The sequence below is a fragment of the Virgibacillus siamensis genome (assembly GCF_900162695.1).
GTDB classification, from domain to species: Bacteria; Bacillota; Bacilli; order Bacillales; family Amphibacillaceae; genus Lentibacillus; species Lentibacillus siamensis_A.
Genome location: NZ_FUIH01000007.1, coordinates 1,317,816 through 1,338,270, shown reverse-complemented (window position 1 = coordinate 1,338,270; position 20,455 = coordinate 1,317,816). Strand labels below are relative to the sequence as shown.

The 20,455-nt window shown below is 39.6% G+C and carries 20 protein-coding genes and 1 other RNA gene; 18 read left to right on the top strand and 3 right to left on the bottom strand.

What is annotated here, in order from left to right:
• The first annotated feature begins 3 nt into the window (after nt 1–3).
• The 8 genes from panC to nth all read left to right on the top strand — a co-directional run bounded on the left by panC (nt 4) and on the right by nth (nt 8,929).
• Nucleotides 4–864 (top strand): pantoate--beta-alanine ligase, encoded by an 861-nt coding sequence (gene panC, locus B1K71_RS10450; RefSeq protein ID WP_077326642.1) that lies wholly within the window; start codon nt 4–6, stop codon nt 862–864.
• Nucleotides 865–880: 16 nt separating this feature from the next.
• Nucleotides 881–1,264 carry an aspartate 1-decarboxylase gene (panD, locus tag B1K71_RS10445; RefSeq protein WP_077326640.1) on the top strand — a complete coding sequence of 128 codons (384 nt, stop codon included), beginning with the start codon at nt 881–883 and terminating at the stop codon, nt 1,262–1,264.
• Nucleotides 1,265–1,391: 127 nt separating this feature from the next.
• The gene (dinG, locus tag B1K71_RS10440) at nt 1,392–4,199 is read left to right on the top strand and encodes an ATP-dependent DNA helicase DinG (protein WP_077326638.1); all 2,808 of its coding nucleotides are present in this window, start codon (nt 1,392–1,394) and stop codon (nt 4,197–4,199) included.
• A gap of 272 nt (nt 4,200–4,471) precedes the next feature.
• Complete coding sequence (locus B1K71_RS10435; protein WP_077326636.1) at nt 4,472–4,987, top strand: cell wall elongation regulator TseB-like domain-containing protein; 516 nt, start codon at nt 4,472–4,474, stop codon at nt 4,985–4,987.
• Nucleotides 4,988–5,002: 15 nt separating this feature from the next.
• Complete coding sequence (locus tag B1K71_RS10430; RefSeq protein ID WP_077326634.1) at nt 5,003–6,187, top strand: pyridoxal phosphate-dependent aminotransferase; 1,185 nt, start codon at nt 5,003–5,005, stop codon at nt 6,185–6,187.
• Between the two features lie 18 nt (nt 6,188–6,205).
• Entirely contained in the window at nt 6,206–7,498 is a 1,293-nt protein-coding gene (asnS, locus tag B1K71_RS10425) for an asparagine--tRNA ligase (protein ID WP_077326632.1), read from the top strand.
• A 73-nt stretch (nt 7,499–7,571) separates the two neighbouring features.
• Nucleotides 7,572–8,258: a DnaD domain-containing protein gene (locus tag B1K71_RS10420; RefSeq protein ID WP_077326630.1), complete on the top strand. Its 687-nt coding sequence runs from the start codon at nt 7,572–7,574 to the stop codon at nt 8,256–8,258.
• 2 nt (nt 8,259–8,260) lie between these two features.
• Entirely contained in the window at nt 8,261–8,929 is a 669-nt protein-coding gene (gene nth, locus B1K71_RS10415) for an endonuclease III (protein ID WP_077326628.1), read from the top strand.
• Nucleotides 8,930–9,005: 76 nt separating this feature from the next.
• Here nth and B1K71_RS10410 read toward each other — a convergent pair whose 3' ends face one another.
• Together B1K71_RS10410 and recU are read right to left on the bottom strand one after the other, a co-directional pair.
• Nucleotides 9,006–11,819, bottom strand: a complete 2,814-nt coding sequence (locus tag B1K71_RS10410; RefSeq protein WP_077326626.1) for a PBP1A family penicillin-binding protein — start codon at nt 11,817–11,819, stop codon at nt 9,006–9,008.
• Nucleotides 11,820–11,912: 93 nt separating this feature from the next.
• Nucleotides 11,913–12,518, bottom strand: a complete 606-nt coding sequence (recU, locus tag B1K71_RS10405) for a Holliday junction resolvase RecU (RefSeq protein ID WP_077326624.1) — start codon at nt 12,516–12,518, stop codon at nt 11,913–11,915.
• 72 nt (nt 12,519–12,590) lie between these two features.
• On the opposite strand from recU, the gene B1K71_RS10400 reads away from it, so the two are divergent.
• Nucleotides 12,591–13,559 carry a DUF2515 family protein gene (locus B1K71_RS10400; protein WP_342742159.1) on the top strand — a complete coding sequence of 323 codons (969 nt, stop codon included), beginning with the start codon at nt 12,591–12,593 and terminating at the stop codon, nt 13,557–13,559.
• Nucleotides 13,560–13,599: 40 nt separating this feature from the next.
• On the opposite strand, the gene B1K71_RS20410 is transcribed toward B1K71_RS10400, so the two are convergent.
• On the bottom strand, nt 13,600–13,704 hold the full coding sequence (locus B1K71_RS20410) for an acid-soluble spore protein SspM (RefSeq protein ID WP_428848861.1): 105 nt from the start codon (nt 13,702–13,704) through the stop codon (nt 13,600–13,602).
• Nucleotides 13,705–13,858: 154 nt separating this feature from the next.
• Between B1K71_RS20410 and B1K71_RS10395 the strand changes: the two genes are divergently transcribed.
• The 9 genes from B1K71_RS10395 to B1K71_RS10355 all read left to right on the top strand — a co-directional run bounded on the left by B1K71_RS10395 (nt 13,859) and on the right by B1K71_RS10355 (nt 20,404).
• Nucleotides 13,859–14,098, top strand: coding sequence for a hypothetical protein (locus B1K71_RS10395; RefSeq protein WP_077326620.1), 240 nt, complete (start codon nt 13,859–13,861; stop codon nt 14,096–14,098).
• Nucleotides 14,099–14,172: 74 nt separating this feature from the next.
• Complete coding sequence (locus B1K71_RS10390; RefSeq protein ID WP_077326618.1) at nt 14,173–14,529, top strand: DUF1798 family protein; 357 nt, start codon at nt 14,173–14,175, stop codon at nt 14,527–14,529.
• A gap of 64 nt (nt 14,530–14,593) precedes the next feature.
• Entirely contained in the window at nt 14,594–14,995 is a 402-nt protein-coding gene (locus B1K71_RS10385; protein ID WP_077326616.1) for a cytidine deaminase, read from the top strand.
• A 179-nt stretch (nt 14,996–15,174) separates the two neighbouring features.
• Complete coding sequence (gene gpsB / locus B1K71_RS10380; RefSeq protein WP_077326614.1) at nt 15,175–15,474, top strand: cell division regulator GpsB; 300 nt, start codon at nt 15,175–15,177, stop codon at nt 15,472–15,474.
• Between the two features lie 66 nt (nt 15,475–15,540).
• Nucleotides 15,541–15,917, top strand: an RNA gene (gene rnpB, locus B1K71_RS10375) — RNase P RNA component class B.
• Between the two features lie 170 nt (nt 15,918–16,087).
• The gene (locus B1K71_RS10370) at nt 16,088–17,230 is read left to right on the top strand and encodes a THUMP domain-containing class I SAM-dependent RNA methyltransferase (protein WP_077326612.1); all 1,143 of its coding nucleotides are present in this window, start codon (nt 16,088–16,090) and stop codon (nt 17,228–17,230) included.
• The gene (locus tag B1K71_RS10365; RefSeq protein WP_077326610.1) at nt 17,227–18,720 is read left to right on the top strand and encodes a carboxypeptidase M32; all 1,494 of its coding nucleotides are present in this window, start codon (nt 17,227–17,229) and stop codon (nt 18,718–18,720) included. Before B1K71_RS10370 ends, B1K71_RS10365 begins: the two co-directional genes overlap by 4 nt.
• Nucleotides 18,721–18,803: 83 nt before the next feature.
• Nucleotides 18,804–19,895, top strand: a complete 1,092-nt coding sequence (locus B1K71_RS10360) for a type III polyketide synthase (RefSeq protein ID WP_077326608.1) — start codon at nt 18,804–18,806, stop codon at nt 19,893–19,895.
• A complete protein-coding gene (locus B1K71_RS10355; protein ID WP_077326606.1) occupies nt 19,892–20,404 on the top strand; it encodes an isoprenylcysteine carboxyl methyltransferase family protein in 513 nt (170 codons plus the stop codon). The genes B1K71_RS10360 and B1K71_RS10355 overlap by 4 nt, the downstream gene beginning before the upstream one ends.
• Nucleotides 20,405–20,455: the final 51 nt, after the last annotated feature.

Here is a 20,455-nt window from a genome sequence, read left to right as displayed (position 1 = left end):
GGTATGCAAATTATTCATTCAGTAAATGAAATGCAAAAGAAGATGCTGACACTTGGCAAGGAAAACATGATTGGTTTTGTAGCCACGATGGGGTATTTCCATGAGGGACATATTTCACTTATGAAGGAATCAGTCAAAGATAATGATATAACCGTTACTAGTATATTCGTGAACCCGCTGCAGTTTGGTGAAAATGAGGATCTTGACCGTTACCCGCGTGACTTGGAAAATGACAGGAAGAAAGCGGAAGCGGCTGGGGTGGATTTTTTGTTTATCCCGCAAGCAGATGATATGTACCCTTCGAAAATGACACTTGAAATCATTGCGAAAGAAAGAACAAACGTCATGTGCGGTAAATCCAGGCCGGGGCATTTTGAAGGAGTTGCCACTGTATTAATTAAACTATTTCATATAGTCCGTCCAGATAAAACATATTTCGGCATTAAAGATGCACAGCAGGCCGCTGTGGTTGAAGCACTAATAAAGGATTTGAACTTTCCGATTGAACTGATTACACTTCCAATTGTCAGGGAAGCGGACGGATTGGCCAAAAGCAGCCGGAATGTTAATTTAAACGAGCAGGAGCGGGCGGAAGCAATATGGCTGAAGAAGGCACTGGAACATGGACGAAAAATCGTTGTTGACGGTGAATTAAATCCTGCTAAGATGGTAAAGGAAGCAACAAAAATTATTCATGACAAAACGTCGGGATCTGTGGATTATGTGGAGGTTCTAAGTTATCCGGAACTAAAACCGGTCACAGAAAACGATAACAGCATCATTATCGCTGCTGCTGTAAATTTCAATCAGGCAAGGCTGATTGACAATCTGATCTTTGACAGAGAAGGAAAGCTACTACGATAAACTAGGGGGAACCGGTATGTTTCGCACCATGATGAAAGCAAAAATTCATCGTGCCCGTGTAACCGAAGCCAATTTGAATTATGTGGGCAGTATTACCATTGATCAGGATATTCTTGAGAATACAGATATTCTGCCACATGAAAAGGTACAAATTGTAAATAACAATAATGGTGCTCGAATGGAGACATATGTCATTCCCGGTGAACGCGGGACCGGCGTAATTTGTTTAAATGGGGCGGCTGCAAGACTTGTTCAAAAAGATGATATTGTTATAATTGTTTCATATGCAATGGTATCGAATGATGAACTTGCTACCTTCAAACCAAAAGTCGCCCTAATGGATGAAGATAACAAGGTTATGCAGCTTGTTGAACAGGAAGCACCATTAACAGAATTGTAACGATCGGAATGGTGAAATAAGGCTGGTTCGTCTTTTAAATGACACGTTTTGAATATGTCCCAGCCTTTTTTCTATTACAAACTTTGATTTGTAATAGGAGTAAATTGACGGAAGACGGGTGGATTCAATGGAGAAGCGTTTTGCGGTGATTGACTTGGAAACAACAGGACATTCACCTTCAAAAGGCGATAAAATTATTGAAGTTGGAATCGTCATTATAGAGAAAGACCAAATCACTGATGAATTTTCCACAATGCTTTATCCGGAAAAGTCGATTTCTTCTTTTATAACTAAACTGACAGGTATCACAAATGAAGATGTAGCGGATGCACCACTTTTCCTTGACAGAGCACATGAAATTGCTGATATGCTGCAAAATTGCTATATCATTGCACATAATGTGCCATTTGATCTCGGGTTTATCAACGAAGCGTTTGCTGCTTCCGGGTTAGCCAAATTAACGAACCCTGTTCTTGATACAGTTGAATTGGCACGGATTCTTTGCCCCAAGGCACCGGGATTCAAGCTTGGCCAGCTCGCGGAGTACATGAAACTGGATCATCATGATCCACATCGTGCACTTTCAGATGCGATTGTTACAGCTGAACTATTCCTTGCCCTAAAACAGAAGTTATCTACATTGCCGTATGAAACGATTACACATTTATTGCACCTTTCAAAAAGTTTGAAATCCGACTTACATGAGTTACTGGAAGACCTTCAACAATCATTTGGTATTTCAACTGAGCCGGAAAAGGGCATTGATACATTCAGAGGGCTTGCTTTTAGAGCAATTGAAATTCAAAAAAAAGAAGTTCAGGATCTGCCTGTTACGTTTGGAAATTTTCTGGACGATATTTATGAGGAAAACGGTCGATTGCAGAAATTAATGGATCGATATGAAAAACGAATTGGTCAAAGATGGATGTCTGAAACGGTATACGATGCATTCGAATCCAACAATCATGCACTCATTGAGGCTGAAACCGGAACCGGAAAGTCGCTTGCTTATTTGTTGCCGGCAGTTTATGAAGCTGTTAGGATTAAAAAACGAATTGTAATCAGTACATATACGACTCAGCTCCAGTCACAGCTGATGGATGAAGAAATACCTTTGGTGCGAAGTCTGCTTTCATTTCCTTTTAATGTTGCATTATTAAAAGGAAAACAACATTATATCAGCCTTGAGAAATTTGAGCGGTCACTGGCAGATAACACGTCTGACAATTATGATGTTGTTTTGACGAAAGCGATGATTCTTGTTTGGTTAACGGAAACAGAAACAGGGGATATTGATGAAATACAACTTCCTTCAAGCGGTTATTATTTTTACCGAAGAATCTCCAGTGATACGGAAGGATATGCTGATCCGAATTCTCCATGGTTTGCAAAGTCGTACTACCAAAAAGCCCGAAAAAAAGCCCAACAGGCAGACATTTTAATCACCAATCACGCATTACTCAGTACAGATATGTTCCATGATTATCAATTTCTGCCTTCTTATAATAAAGCAATCATTGACGAGGCGCATCATCTGGAAGAAACGGCTTCCAAACATTATGGTATGAAGCTTGATTACGTCTCCGTACAGTACACACTATCGCAAATAGGAACTGCAGATGAAGATAGCTTGCTGGGTAAAACATTAGGAAAGTATGGCTTTACGAATGAACAATTTGCTTTCGAAACCTGGAATGATACTTTCCAAAAAGCAAAACATGAAGTTGATGACCTGTTCCGCCTCATCTTTCAATATGTAATTGAGCAAAAACAAAGAGACCGTTCATTAAGTGATATTGGCCGGATCCAATATCGGTTTAAGGATGGCGAGGAACAATCGGAAAAGTGGAATGTCATTCTGGAGATGGTCTCCCGATTTATTTTTTATGTGCGTGATTTAATCCATATGTTGTCACAGCTGGATTATTATATCACCAAATCGGAAAAGATGGACAGAAATGATAAAAATAACTTGGTTGATGCGATCGAGGCTTTACAGTCCATTATTGATCGGACAGAGCAGTTATTCCTTTTAAAGGATGGAAAAGACGAGCAGGTAAAATGGATAGAAATTGACGCATACGGTGCAAAAAACGCCGTTTACCTGTATAGCGAACCGACGGATATGTCAACTATACTTGCAGATGCGTTTTTTAATGAAAAAGAGAGTATTGTTTTGACAAGTGCAACATTAACCATGAGAAATTCGTTTTCGTTTGTTCAAAACCGACTTGGTTTAACGAAAGAAGATACAAACTCAATTAAAATTGAGTCGCCGTTTTCATATCAGAATCAAGTTCAATTGATGATTCCCGATGACTTTCCGGACATCAGACAGGGGAGCCAGGAAGCGTTTATATATTCGACCTGTGAGGCAATTTTATCGCTGGCCAGAATTACACAGGGAAGGATGCTGGTGTTATTTACGTCATATGAAATGCTTCGAAAATCATATTGGCTTCTGAAAGATACGATGGATACGAACGAATATATGCTTATTGCACAAGGTATTTCAAGTGGAAGCCGGTCAAGATTAAAGAAAAATTTCCAGACATTTGATCAGTCTATTCTGCTGGGAACAAGTTCCTTTTGGGAAGGTGTCGATATCCCGGGCGATGATTTATCCTGTCTTATGATTGTACGACTCCCTTTTCAGCCGCCGAATCATCCAATTTATGAAGCAAAATCACAACGGTTCAAGGACCAGGGCAGAAATCCGTTCTTTGAATTAGCTTTGCCTAATGCAGTAATACGGTTTAAACAAGGATTTGGCCGTCTGATCCGATCTGCCAGTGATCGGGGAATAGTGTTTGTTTGTGATGCACGAATAATTAAATCGCGTTATGGTAAATTTTTCACAAAATCAATACCTGATGTACCAATTTCTTATGATTCGACTGAAAAATTGATGGATAAAGCCGATAAGTGGTTTTAAAAAAATGTTATTATTAAAAAAATACTGATGCACCGATTGATGCATCAGTATAAGCTGGTATGGGAAGGAAAAATTTTGTTGAAATAAATAAAATTAAACACATTAGCTGCAATGCTTGTTATACTGTTTATTGGGTTCATTTATTTACAACGTTACTTATAGTTTGGTCAATGCAGCGAACTCTATGAGTAGCAAAATTTGATAAAACAAGAAGCATTTTTAAATGGAGGTAACATGATGGATATACAATTCATAAAGCTGGAAACATGAAGATGAACATTTACTTACCAGCCTGGCTTAAATGGACAATCGGCATCTTATGTATTATTTTACTTTCTTGTTTTATCTATAGTGTATATTTGTATTATGATATCCAGAAAACAAAGACAGCATCCTATCCGGAAGTACAGCAAACGGTCAAACACGAAACAAACATCAGCTCTATTGACAAAATTGAACAGTATCATGGTGAAAAAGCGTACTACATTGTTTATGGTCAAACTAAAAAAATGCAAAAGAAAATTGCTTTTTACCCGTCTTCTGATAAAGGCGGCAATATAAAAGTCATCGATAGAAAGAAAATCATTCCGGAGACTTCCATTCAGAAGGCATGGAAATCCCAGTGCGGAACATGCGAACTTGTCGAAATCACACCAGCACTAATAGGTGAGAAAGCAGCCTGGGAAGTTACATTTATTGATGAATCAGATCGATATGTCTTCGATTATTTGTCCATATTTGATGGAAGCCGGATTGAACAGATTCGATTAAAACAGATGTTCAATTAGGAAGGGGATTACTACATGGAGTTAGCAAACCGAGTTAAAACATTAACACCATCATCAACATTGGCGATAACAGCAAAGGCGAAAGAACTGAAAAACGAAGGACATGATGTGATTGGTTTAGCAGCAGGGGAACCAGATTTTAATACACCGCAATTTATCATAGATGCTGCAAATGAAGCTATGCAAAACGGGTTTACGAAATATACCCCTTCAGGAGGTATTCCGAAACTTAAAGAAGCAATTGCGGCCAAGTTTAAACAGGATAATGATTTGTCATACTCCTCCGATGAAATAATCGTTACAACCGGTGCAAAACATGCCCTTTATACCTTATTTCAGGTATTGTTAAATGCAGGGGACGAAGTTATTGTTCCTGCACCATATTGGGTAAGCTATCCGGAACAGGTTAAACTTGCGGGTGGAAAACCTGTAGTCGTTGAAGCTGATGAAGCAAATAATTTCAAAATAACACCTGAGCAATTGGAAAATTCCATCTCAAACAGAACAAAAGCAGTCATCATTAATTCACCAAGTAATCCGACTGGTATGATGTATAGCAAGGATGAACTTGAAAAAATCGGGCAAATTTGTCTGAAACACAATATCTTAATTGTGTCAGATGAAATATATGAGAAACTTATTTATACTGTGGATCAGCATGTATCAATCGCAAGTATATCAGAGCAGTTAAAAGAGCATACCATTGTTGTGAATGGTGTTTCCAAATCACATTCCATGACTGGCTGGCGGATTGGCTATGCCGCCGGACCGCAAAAAATCATCAAAGCTATGACCAGCCTGGCTTCACAGTCAACATCCAATCCGACATCAATAGCGCAATATGCTGCACTTGCTGCCTATTGCTCTAAAGAAGACGCTGGTGACGAAATGCGTAATACCTTTAGTGAGCGCCTGGATACACTTTATGAATTATTAAATGACATTCCGGGAGTATCGTGTCAGAAACCAAAAGGGGCGTTTTATTTATTTCCGAATGTGAAAGAAGCTGTGAAGAAAAATGGATTTGATTCAACAGATGACTGGGTAAAAGCACTTCTGGAAGAAGAAAAAGTGGCCCTTGTACCAGGATCAGGATTCGGATTTCCCGATAATGTACGATTATCATATGCAATTTCAATTGATTTATTAAATGAGGCGGCGGCACGCATAAAACGTTTTGTAATAAACCATCAATCTTAGGCAGTGGAGGTAATTTTTTTGAAGACAACAATTTCACAAGCACCAAATTCACTTGGACAGGAAGTGACAATCGGGGCATGGTTATCCAATAAACGGTCCAGTGGTAAAATTGCTTTTTTACAACTTCGTGATGGCTCCGGATTTATGCAAGGAGTCGTTGTGAAAAATGATGTATCAGAAGAGACATTTCATTTGGCCAAAAATATGACACAGGAATCATCAATGTATATTACAGGTACAATTGTTGAAGATAAACGTTCTCCGTTTGGATATGAAATGCAAGTAAGCAATATTGAATTAATTCAGGAAGCAACCGATTATCCGATTACACCAAAAGAACATGGTACTGAATTCCTGATGGATCACAGGCATTTATGGCTTCGTTCAAAAAAACAGCACGCCATCATGAAAATCCGTAATGAAATTATTCGCTCAACGTATCAATTCTTTAATGATAATGGTTATGTAAAAGTAGATCCGCCAATCTTGACCGGATCCTCTGCTGAGGGAACAACTGAATTGTTCCACACACAATATTTCGATGAAGAAGCGTATTTATCGCAAAGTGGACAGCTTTATATGGAGGCTGCAGCGATGGCACTTGGAAAGGTCTTTTCATTTGGCCCGACTTTCCGAGCTGAAAAATCGAAAACCAGGAGACATCTTATTGAATTTTGGATGATTGAACCTGAAATGGTCTTTGTGGATCATGAAGAAAGTTTGGAAATCCAGGAACAGTACGTAAGTTTCGTTGTTCAGTCTGTATTGGAAAATTGTAAACTTGAATTGAATATACTTGAAAGGGATACATCAAAACTTGAGAACATTAAGGCACCTTTCCCGCGAATCAGTTATGATGATGCGATTAAATTGCTGCAGGAGAAAGGCTTTAACGATATTGAGTGGGGTGAAGACTTTGGGGCGCCACACGAGACAGCAATTGCGGAGCATTTTGATAAACCGGTATTTATTACAAATTATCCTGCAGAAATAAAGGCATTTTACATGAAACCTGATCCGGAACGTTCCGAAGTTGTACTATGTGCTGATTTGATTGCACCGGAAGGATATGGTGAAATCATCGGCGGTTCACAGCGAATAGATGATTTGGAACTAATGAAACAACGTTACGAAGAACACAATTTAACCAGTGACGCTTATAAATGGTATCTGGAACTTCGTCAGTACGGTAGTGTTCCTCACTCAGGATTTGGTCTTGGCCTTGAACGAACAGTAGCGTGGCTGTCCGGAGTTGAACATGTTAGAGAAACAATCCCATTCCCACGCTTATTAAACAGACTTTATCCATAAAGATTGAAAATCCCTTGCTCCAATGGCAGGGGATTTTATTACGCATGTTATACTTTTAACGAGGTGTTATAAAATGAAGAAGTCCATTTCTTTTCAGGACGTATTGCTGAATCAGGTTCAGATACCACTCAAACTGCTTGAATCATACAGTTCATTAAACCTCAATGAGAAAGAAGTTATGGTAATCATTCATATTCATCGTTTTTTAAATGAACAAAATGATTTTCCCACACCAGAAGATTTGGCATCTTATTTATCATTCGGGGAGAAAGAGTGTGCTGAGATTTTGCGCAAACTAATTCAACGTAATTTGATTGCGATTGAACAAACTGAAAATGAATCACATCAGATAAGTGAAGCATACAGTTTAAATCCGTTATGGAACACATTGTTTAAAGAACAAGAAAAAAAACCATCGGAAAAAAGTGAGGATGGCACGATCTTTATCCTCTTTGAACAAGAATTCGGGCGTCCGCTTTCTCCGTTTGAAATAGAAATGATCAATGTATGGCTTGATGAAGATAAAATCGTACCATCCTTGATAAAAGCGGCGTTACGGGAATCAGTATTAATGGGGAAATTGAATTTCAAATACATTGACCGAATACTTCGCGAGTGGAAAAAGAAAGGAATCCACTCCGTTGATGAAGCGCGTCAGGCAAGCAAACAGTTTCATAATCGGCAAGCAGATAAACAAGAAGAACAACCGAAAACGAGAGATACATCCTTTTACTATAACTGGCTGGAAGAGGGGGAGTAGGCATGTTAAACAAGTCTCAAGTTGAATATTGCCTTGGCATTATGAAGGAAATGTTTCCGGAAGCCCAATGTGAATTAAGACACAGCAATCCTTTTGAACTTGTAATAGCTGTTTTATTATCTGCACAATGCACAGATGTACTTGTCAATAAAGTTACAGAACCGCTTTTCAAAAAATACAAATCCCCTGAAGATTATTTGGCTGTTCCACTTGAAGAACTGCAGCAGGACATTAAGTCAATCGGTTTATACCGAAATAAAGCAAAGAATATCCGTAAACTCTGTCAAATGCTGCTTGACGAATATGACGGTGAGGTACCGAGATCAAGGGACGCGTTAATGCAACTCGCGGGGGTAGGAAGGAAAACTGCGAATGTTGTTGCCTCAGTTGCTTTTAAAGAACCTGCAATTGCGGTCGATACACATGTGGAACGTGTGGCCAAGCGTCTGGCGATTTGCCGATGGAAAGATTCCGTACTGGAGGTGGAACAGACGTTAATGCGGAAGGTGCCTAAAGAAGAATGGGCTGATACCCATCACAGGATGATTTTCTTTGGACGGTATCATTGTAAAGCACGTAACCCGGAGTGTCCGGAATGTCCGCTGCTGCAGTTGTGCAGAGAGGGACAAAAACGAATGAAGAAGCTTGATAAAGCAGTCAAAAAAGCTTAGTTTACTAAAAATACGTTGACAGGTTAAATACCAAACGAAAAATCCCGTACCACGATAATCGTGATACGGGATTTTGTTATTCATCTGAATTTCCGTTATCTTCCGGTCCATTTTCATCGCCATTTCCCGGGGGACCATTTTCTCCGTTACCAGCTCCATTGTCACCGCCGGGCCCGCCGTTTTCATCATCTTCTCCAGGGCCGCCCGTTCCATCGTCACCGCCCTCATCAGCTCCGAAATCAGCTGGTACGGTAAATTGGGTCGTTCCAGGAGTACCCTGCTGTCCTTGGTTGCTTCCTTTTTTACCAATAGGGACAACCGAAACGGTATATGTTTTACCGGGATGCGGAAACTCCAAGGAGTAGGATGCATTTGTCGATGAAACTTCCTGTGAAGATATTCCTTGAATGACAACATTATACGTTGCAGGTGGTCCGGAATAATCCCACGACATGGTTACTTTTTTATTGTCTGGATTAAATGATGCGTTGACACCTGTTACCTTCATCGGTTCATTGCCATTTTCTTCATCTTCTTTATTTTCGTTTTCACCAGGTACTTTAACTGTTACTGTTTCAGGTGAACTGCTATCGACCTGTGAATCATCGCTGATGGCGATAACCTGAATTTGATACGATGCACCAGGTTCTACATTGGAAATTTCAAGTGATTGGTCATCAGTCGATGACAAACTTTGCATGGAACCGCCATTAACACTTGCTCTAATATCAAAGGAAACATTATCATCGGAGCTATAATCCCATGATACCTTAATGGAATTAGCGTCTTTATCATATGTTCCTTTCAGGTTACTTACAGGATCAAGCTGATCAAATTTTTCGGAAGTTGATGTTGGTTCATGGCCCTTGACAAACAGTTCCTTTACAATCTCGGATGATGGTGTGTAAGCACTCGGTAGTTTAGCAGGTCTTGAACCTTCCTCAACGCCCACTTCAACAACCGAATCAGGTTTTTCGAAATCAGGTGTTTCCATATCCTTGGAAATTTCCGTCATGGTATTCTTGAACAAGGCATGTGGAATTTTCGTGTTCGGAAGCACCAGTTTCTGATTATTATATCCGGTCCATGCTGAAATTGTATAATTGGTCGTATATCCGGTAAACCATGAATCCGGACTGCCATCTACTCCTTCCAAATTGGTGGTACCTGTTTTACCTGCAACCGGCATGCCGGGTATATCCGCCAGTTTACCGGTACCTTCTGTAATTGCTGTTTTCAGCATATCGGTAATCATATATGCGGTATAGTCAGACATAACTGCTTCCGGTTCCGGTTTCAGATTTACTGTTTTACCCGTGTCCGGAAACTCTACTTTGGTAACCGCGTATGGTTCATTATAAATACCGCCATTTGCAAAGGCACGATAGGCACCAGCAAGTTCCATCGGATTTGTTCCTGTTGCGGACCCACCAATTGCATCTGTCAATGTAAGCTTATCATCTGCAAATTCAATTCCAAGATTTTCCGCAAACTTTTGTGCTGTGTCGTATCCAACCTCTGTCAGCGTTTTTACAGCGGGCACGTTAAGCGACTCCCTTAGTGCAAACCGCATGGAGACCCAATCATAATAGTGACCGCCGTTTACCCAAGTATGGATTTCCTGATCTGTTCCTTTGATTTCAAATGGGCCGTCATCATTCAACTGATGGTACGTTGACCATTGTTTGGATTCAATTGCAGGACCATATGCAATTATCGGTTTGAAAGTCGATCCCGGCTGCCGGCTTATGTCTGTTGCATAGTTCAATCCATGTTTGTAATTACGTCCGCCGCCGATTGCTCTAATGGCTCCGGATTGCGTGTCCAGTACAACCATTCCAGCTTTCATTTTGGCTTGATTGCCTTCTGAATCTGTTATTGGACCTGGATAATCGATAGGATTGTTCTCACTTTCAGATAACAGAAATTGTACATGCTCCTGAATATCGGTATCAATGGTAGTGTAGATTTTTAATCCATCCGTATAAATATCTGCACCGTCAACTTTATTTTTCACTTCTTTTCGAACCCGATCAAGGAAAGCGAGGTATTTATTATTTTTCTCCTCTTTTTTGGAGAGAAGGGATTTAATGTCAACGTTGCCTGCTTTTTCTGCTTGTTCTTTCGTAATCCGATCGTGCTGAACCATCAGATACAGGACAGTTTTCATCCGTTCTTTCATTAGTTTCGGATTCTCATACGGGTTGTAAGCAGACGGACGTTGTGGAAGTCCGGCTAAAATCGCCGCTTCCGGCAATGTAAGTTTGCTTAAATCACTTTTTCCAAAATATACTTCAGCAGCTTTCCCTACACCATAAGCACCACTGCCGTAATAAATTTTATTCAGGTACATCTCAAGGATCTGCTTTTTGGAATATTCCTGTTCAAGCTGTAAGGCAAGCCACATTTCCTGTACCTTGATACTGATTTTCTTCTCATGACTCAAGAACGATTTTTCAACGAGCTGCTGTGTGATTGTACTGGCACCTTGTGAGCCAAAGCCGTTTGTGATATTACCGATAACCGCTCCGCCGATACGCCAAATATCAATGCCAGGATGTTCAAAAAATCGGGAATCCTCTGTAGCTGTCACGGCATCAATTAAAACATCCGGTAAATCCTCATATTCTACTTTTGTGCGTGCTTTATTACCAAGGTCGGCAATCAATTCTCCATCTCTGTCATAAATTTTTGATGGAAAGGGACTTTTCAGTTTGGATGCATCAATTTCCGGGGCTGTGGCAATATAGTAGGAGAATAAAGCCGCAACTCCTATCCCAATAACCAGTATAGCAATGAGAGCCAGTAGAAAAATGCGTCTCCAAATCGGTTTCTTTTTTGAGTTTTTTTGTTTACGTCTTGCTGTACGAGACTGGCCATTTCCTGCCATAACTCATCTTCCTCCAATCAATTAGAAAACTAGGCTTATCCACTGGACTTTTCAAGGTGAAAGCCCAAGTTGCACATACGCGGCAATAATGTTTTACATTTTCTTATCCGCAAAATAAAGCTGATCTATGACAGCTAAATAATTCACCCTTGCTTGATAATGAAAGGGAATCAAGAATCCATCACGTATAATCTGATCATAAGGAATGGATTTTTTTCCGCCGTCATTTTTAGCATCCCAATAGGGGAATAGTAATTCAGCAGGCATTAAGTATGTTTCATCAAAGACCGCAAATCGTATGATAATAAAACAAATTCCGCCATGTTCCACAATTAATTTCATATGTTTTATCTGATGTTCATGTATATTCGCTAAAGGAAAACGGGTTTTATTCTTCGTTTCCTTCGCCTCGAAATCAATATGCCTGCCACGATAAATTCCATTATAATCGGTTGTTGACGGCTGCTTGAAATATCCCTCCGTAATTACCGCTGCACTCCGTTTCGGGTAATTCACCTTGACGATTTGAACCGGAGTAGGCTTTTTATGAATAATTGCTTTCCCTGCAGCCAAATAATAAGTGTTGGTTACATTAATATCTTCCTCCAGCGTCATTCCACGGTTGCTGTGCCCGTGATTTTGCCGAGGATGAAGCCGTTGTTTCCTGATGTTTTTCCCTGTCCCATTCGGGTATTTCATTTTTACTCCCCCCAGCATATTACAGTATCATATCAAATATTGGCACCGTTGATAAGCATTATCTATTTAAAAATGAAAGTGGGTATGTTCATGCATTGTAAATCGGAAAAACATCACTGTCTACATTATATAACAAAAAAAACCAATGAACATAATTCGGATAACATTTCCCGAACAAATGCATATCAAAACTTTTATACCCGATTTCCGGAAATAAAATGGGCCCTAGTTGCAAGTTTGGTTTCAAGAAATGCCGGTTGGAATATGACAGATCTAATGCTGCCGGCATTTCTTGATATACTGGGAAAGAAGGAGCGGAACCAATTATTTATGACATACGAGCGGGCTAACTGGCTTATCTTTTCGGATGCTTACCCGCAGCTTCTGGTTTATCAGCTCTCCATACAACAAAATAGACCGCTATTCCATTTGTTGCCTGATTTTCATGTCTCCAAATACATGATAAAGGAATGGCAGACATTTTGGAAATTCGGTGACAGGGAGCGGCTCATGCTGGCACTGATTATCAATGAACAGAATGTTATCCAGCAGCCGGTTGTTCATCAGTCCTATTTCGAGCATCATGTATTTTTGCGTCTGCCGTACCTGCTTCAGGATATTTTATTGTTAAATGCCATTATACTGCCGACAACTTCTAATGAGTTATATGGTGTGAATGTACATGATTTTACAAAAGTATCCAATAGAATTACGTTAGGAAAAAAGATTGCCTCTATTATTTTTCATCCTTCTGTATATCCATCCATTTATACGTTTGTTTCAACCAATGAACATACCGGTTCACGAGGTGATTACGAGAAGTATTTTGCTGTTCCAACAAAAAGAGCCCCCATGTTACGTATGGTATATCCGGTAATTTCACATCAGGATATAATTCGAAAAGATTGGTATAAACAAGGGGGCATCAAGAAAAAATGGCTGAAAAAAGTGTCTGCTGAATTTAATCAGGATGTCAGTACTTCTTTCTACAGGAGAAGGAAGATACTTACTGCATACTACTATATGAAAAAAATATTATAGCGGACCTGGCTTATATCATGTGGCCAGGTTCAGGTTGCAATCATGTTGATGGACGGTTAGGGCCATCCAATTTTTTATTTCCGGTATCTTCCGGTTTTCGGTTTGGTTTACGTTCCTTACGTTGATCGGATTGTTTTTTCTCCATGCCACATGCACCTCCTTCTGTGAATAGTTTGTCTAATTGTTCTTGAATTTACACTTGTTTTGTTTCATTTCTTCTAGTTTTGTCGAACAGGAAGGGGAAAGCAAGTTCATCACGAATTACTTGTATAACCAATTAAAAAGTGAGGGTGAATCGTATGGCTGTTGAAAACTTGGAAAAGGAGAAGTTTGCGGATACAATTTCGGAGTTATCGGAACAGATTCGTCTGATGGAACAAAAGTATACGTTACGGGTGGATGACACTATTTTGCAACAGTTCCATGTCCAGCAACAACAAATAAACCGGACCAAGTCATCAATCAAAAAACTTTCAAAACTGAAACCGGAGATAAAATTTTCCGCACCAAACTTTAAAGTTCGAAAAAAATTATCGTAACTGCTGATTATTTCATGTTCTGATGGTAAAATGTATGTGTACCATGACATCGTTAAAAAAGGCAGGATGCAATAATGGATGTAAAAACAAAAACAGAGCAGCTGAAACAATATTTACAGAACCTAAAAACAAAATACGAAAAAAACAGCCCTCCGGAAAATCGAAAAGACAAGGATTTCTTTTTAAACGTAAAAACATACACCGAACCAATATATATCATGCTGGATGAGTGGGAGGAAGAAACACTTGTGCTGGTTAAAGAGAAGAAGGTATCACTCCATCCGCACCAGGTTACATCTACAAGAGAAAATATGGGCCTTTTACTGATGCACAGTTTTTACATCGATGTGAAGCGAAAACGGTATATGGAGCTTAACCATTCGGTAAACTTCATATTCGATCAGCTTATCAATGAGTTAAATGAAAGATAGAATGCTTTACAAGGATGATTAGATTTTTTATAATTATTTTCCAATGATGTGAAAGGGGTGCAGTATGAATAAACGTGATTTAATCAGTACAGCTGTCGAAATACGAGAAAAAGCTTATGTCCCGTATTCGAAATTTCCTGTAGGTGCAGCGCTAAAGACAACGTCAGGAAAAATTTACACCGGATGCAATATCGAAAATGCTGCATATCCTGTAAGTTGTTGTGCGGAAAGAGTGGCAATATTTAAAGCGATTTCTGACGGTGAGCGTGATTTTAGTGAGATGGCGGTTGCTGCAGACACAAAAAGGCCCGTGCCGCCGTGCGGATCCTGCAGGCAGGTAATGAGCGAATTTTTCCATTCCGATACAGCGATCCATTTAACAAATTTGGATAACGATGTAAAAACGATTACGATGGAAGAATTACTTCCATTTTCCTTTCAGCAGGATGATTTAACAGGACTATAAAGCGTTACACATGAACGAAGCCGTTTTTCGGCTTCTTTTTTATGCCTAAAAAGACAAGTTTATCAGTTAATGTTATACTATGTAGAAGAATAGGTACATGCATATTTAGAATCATAGAAAATACACTTAACATTGATAATTAAAATCGGTTAAAAATGAAAATTTTGAGGTGACTCTATATGAATGCAAATCGAATACAGTTAAGCGGAAAAGACATTTTGGAAAAAGAATTTAAAACGGCAATACGCGGTTACCACCAAGAAGAGGTAGATGAATTTCTTGATACTGTTATTCAGGACTATGAAGCATATCAACAGGAAATTGAAAAATTAAAACAGGAAAATGAACGTTTACGTAAGCAGTCAGATCAATCGAGAACAAGATCTACAACTCCAAATCACCAGGTGAATTATGACGTGTTAAAACGATTGTCAAACCTGGAAAAGGCGGTCTTTGGCAAAAAATATGCAGATTCGTGAGCAGATGACGGTTTTTACCAATGCTGACGGGAAATATTTGTGTTATAATCATAAGGAGAATGATGAGTACCTGCGTAATCGCTGTATGTATTTCATGCAGAGGAAAGTCCATGCTCGCACAGGCTGCGATGCCTGTAGTGTTCGTGCCTGACGAAATCATAAGTCAGGGTAGCCGTATGGTTAACGGCAGTGAAAAGTCCTAATTCAATGCGATATGGACGAGTACACTTGAAAGTGCCACAGTGACGAAGCCGGTTGGGAAACCTTCCGGGTGGAACGAGGTAAACCCCACGAGTGAGCAACCCAAATAATGGTAGGGGCATCCTTGATTAGGGAATTGAACCGAAAAAGGGACAGGCAATGCTTGTAGATAGATGATTACGACCAATGTACAAGGCTGACCACCGATTGAAGTACAACGGTACAGAACATGGCTTACCGGGTATTCACAGGTCTTTCCATTGAACAGGGCAAGGTTATGCCCTCCTTTACATATGTTTAATTTGAGGATACAGAACCTTTCTGATTGCATACTTGCTATTGGAAAGGTTTTTTTAAATACGGTATGATATACAGTACAAATCGAATTTTGAAAGTGAAAGGAATTAACGAAATGGTACAAAATGTAACATTAATTGCAACAGCTGCAATGGGCTTGGAATCAATTGTGTCAAAAGAAATCAAACAATTGGGATACGAAGCCGAAGTTGAAAACGGAAAAGTAATATTTCAGGCACCAATATCCGCTATTCCACGCTGTAACTTATGGCTTCGAACGGCAGACCGGGTAAAATTACTTGTCGGGAAATTCAAGACTGCTACATTCGATGAATTATTTGAGTCGACAAAAGCTTTGCCTTGGGAACAATTTATATCCGAGGAGGGAAAGTTTCCGGTATCAGGTAAATCCGTTAAATCGACATTATACAGTGTTCCGGATTGTCAGGCCATCGTAAAAAAAGCAATTGCTGAACGACTGAAATTAAAGTATGGAATCGCCGATAAAATGCCTGAAAATGGTGCCATGTATAAGGTAGAAGTTGCAATACATAAAGATGAGGCATTGCTGACACTTGATACATCAGGCACTGGTCTTCATAAAAGAGGTTACCGTGTCGGCCAGGGGGAAGCTCCATTAAAAGAAACAATGGCTGCAGCACTTATACTGCTGACAAATTGGAAACCTGATCTTCCGTTAATCGATCCTTTTTGCGGGTCCGGCACAATCCCGATTGAGGCTGCGCTGATCGGTCAGAATATTGCTCCGGGATTCAACCGGGAATTTGATTCGGAAGATTGGGATTTTATAAAACAAAACGTTTGGGATGAAGCATTTGCTGAAGCAGAAGATTTGGCAAATTATGAACAAAAACTCGATATAACCGGATCCGATATTGATCATAAAATGATAAAGGTCTCTAATGACAATGCAAAGGAAGCAGGACTCGGTGAGCTAATCTCCTGGAAACAAATGCAGGTAAAGGATCTATTTATTCGAAAGGGAAACGGTTATCTCATTGGTAATCCGCCATATGGTCAGCGCATTGGTGATAAGAAGGCCGTTGCGACCATCTATCGGGATATTGGCATCATTATGCGCGAACATCCTTCATGGAGTGTATACATCATGACAGCACACGAAGAATTTGAAAAGGCGTATGGCATGAATGCAACGAAGAAAAGAAAATTATTTAACGGCTTTATTCAAACGAATTATTACCAATATTTTGGACGGAAAGAGGGGAGAGATGCGTGACAACACTTAAACAAACAGAGCAGGATTTTCTTAAGTTATTGAAAGAACAAAATGCATATCAGGAAGCCACCATGCTCACTTTTTGGGATATGCGGACGAAAATACCGAAAAATGGTGTTGAGCAGCGTTCAGAAGTAGTAGGATTTTTATCGGAAAAGCAACACCAAATTGAAACCTCCGAGAAAATGAAATACTTCATTGATGAATTAAAGGAAAGTACAACAGATTCACTTATTCGAAAAGCTGTTGAAGAATGTGAAGAGACGTACGAGCGAAACCGGAAAATACCAACCGATGAATATAAAGCCTATGTTATGCTGCAATCCAAATCAGAAGCAATCTGGCAGGAAGCGCGTGAGAAAAACGATTTTGCATTGTTTCAGCCATACCTTGAAAAACTGGCAGGCTATAACAAGCAATTCGCGGAATACTGGGGTTATCAAAGAAATAGGTATGATGCCTTGCTGCATAATTTTGAACCTGGCGTAACGACGGAAACGCTTGATACCGTTTTTCCAAAAGTACGCAAGTCGCTGACGGATTTACTCGAAAAAATTAATGAAAGTACTTCAAAACCGGATCCATCTGTTTTGAAAGGGCAATTTCCAGTTAAGGACCAGGAAGCTTTTACTATTAATATTCTGAAGGAAATGGGATATAATTTTTCATCCGGAAGATTGGATGAAACGATCCATCCATTCGCAATAGCTTTGAATATGAATGATGTACGAATCACCACACGATACGATGAAGAGGATTTTCGGATGGCAGTGTTCGGAACCATTCATGAAGGCGGACATGCCATATACGAACAGAACATTGATCCGAAATTAGCCGGAACACCTTTGGCGACTGGTACTTCAATGGGAATTCACGAATCTCAATCGCTTTTCTGGGAGAACTTTATTGGAAGGAGCAAAGCTTTTTGGGATAGACATTACCATGTATTCCAATCATATGCACCAGATAAGTTTCAAAAGGTATCCTTGAATGATTTTTATAAAGCTGTCAACGAAGTAAAACCATCATTAATCCGGATCGAAGCAGATGAACTGACGTATCCGCTCCATATCATGATAAGGTACGAACTGGAAAATGCACTTATAAACGATGAAATAAATGTGAGTGATCTGCCTGGGCTTTGGAATGAAAAAATGGATGACTACCTTGGTGTCATACCTCCAACAAACCGTGAAGGCGTTCTGCAGGATATTCACTGGGCGGGAGGCGATTTCGGGTATTTTCCATCCTATGCACTTGGTTATATGTACGCAGCACAATTTTACAACGCTATGAATAAAGAGATGGACGTTGACAATCTTGTGCGAAACGGTAAATATGAAAATATCCGCAATTGGCTGTCCAAACATATTCACCAGTACGGAAAAACGAAAAAGCCACTGGACATTATAGAAGATGTAACAAAGGAAAAACTAAATCCCGATCATTTATTGAACTATTTAAAAACCAAATATTCAACAATTTATTAATACTAAAAAGCAGGGAATTTCCCTGCTTTTTTATGTATCTTTTTTAGTTATTTGTCGCAAACTGATGGTAAAAAGGTGACGACATGGCATATATTTCTTCAGTCGGAAAAGGAATCCCCAAATATAATATCAATCAACATGAAGTAAGAGAGCTTGTTAGGGATATTTTCTCAATCGACGGCAGGGAAGCACGTCGCTTTCTGCCGGTATTCGACCATGCAAAAATTGAAAATAGACAGTTTGTGACAGATGCCAATTGGTTCGGGAAGAGACATACTTTCAAGGAAAAAAATGATTTGTACCGTCAACATGCTGTTACATATTCATTGCAGGCTATGGATGATTGTCTATCCAACGAAGCATTTTTAACAAAAGATATACCATATGAAGCAATTGACCTCATAATCTTTGTATCGAGTACCGGGCTTTCAACCCCCTCCATCGATACCACATTAATGAATAAACGTCCTTTCCGGGATGATGTGTTCCGAATGCCATTATGGGGATTAGGCTGCGCAGGTGGTGCGATAGGGCTTGCAAGAGCATTTGACTGGTTGTCGGCTCATCCGGATAAAAACGTTCTGCTGGTGTGCTGTGAACTTTGCAGTTTAACATTTCAAATAGATGATCGGCAGAAAAGCAATCTTATTGGCACAGCGCTTTTCGGTGATGGAATCAGTTCTGTTTTATTAACAGGGGAAACTTCACCATATACGTCTTATCATCGAAACAAAAAACCATTTCTTCGACAGACAAACACCCGGACGATGAAGAATAGCGAAGATGTTATGGGCTGGGATGTAACTAATAATGGTTTGGAAGTTGTTTTTTCAAAAAGTATCCCCTCATTGGTTAAATCTTTTTGGAGCATGCATATTGATGCATTTTTAACTGAAAATAATATCAGTCAGGATGCAATATATTCCTTTGTAGCACATCCAGGGGGGCTAAAGGTACTAAAAGCAATGGAAGAAGTATTAGATGTTACAGGCGAGAAATTCAGGCATTCCTATCAGGTATTGCGTGATCATGGAAATATGTCATCCGCGACTGTTCTTTATGTATTGGACAAGTGGATGCGGGAAAGTATACCTGATCAGGAGCTGGGTATTATTTCTGCATTGGGGCCTGGTTTCAGTTCAGAATTACTGTTAATGGAATGGGGTAAATCATGAGTGTATGGATATGGCTGTTTATACTGGTTGTTATATTACAGCGAATAATTGAACTGTTTATTGCAAAACAAAACGAAATTTGGATGAAGGGGAGAGGTGGAGTAGAGAAGGGAGAAAAACATTACAAATGGTTTATCCTGCTGCATTGTTTCTTTTTTCTATCCATGATGACAGAAGTTGTTGTCGATGGCACATCCAACATGAATTTCAGTTATTTCTGGTTCTCCGTATTCCTTTTAACGCAAATGTGCAGAATCTGGTGCATCCAGTCACTGGGCAGGTTCTGGAATACAAAGGTAATTATATTGCCCGGCGTTGCGCTGATTAGAAAAGGACCATATAAATATGTGAAGCATCCGAATTATATTATTGTTGCAATCGAACTGTTTGTCATTCCATTTATGATTGGAGCACAAGTAACCGCGGTTATCTTTCCGATTCTTCACATAATGCTGCTGCGCGTTCGAATTCCCCGTGAAGAAAAAGCACTGCGGAATGCAGCAACATAATTTCCCTAAATTCGAAAAAGATCTCGCACCATATAAAAGGGGAGCGAGATC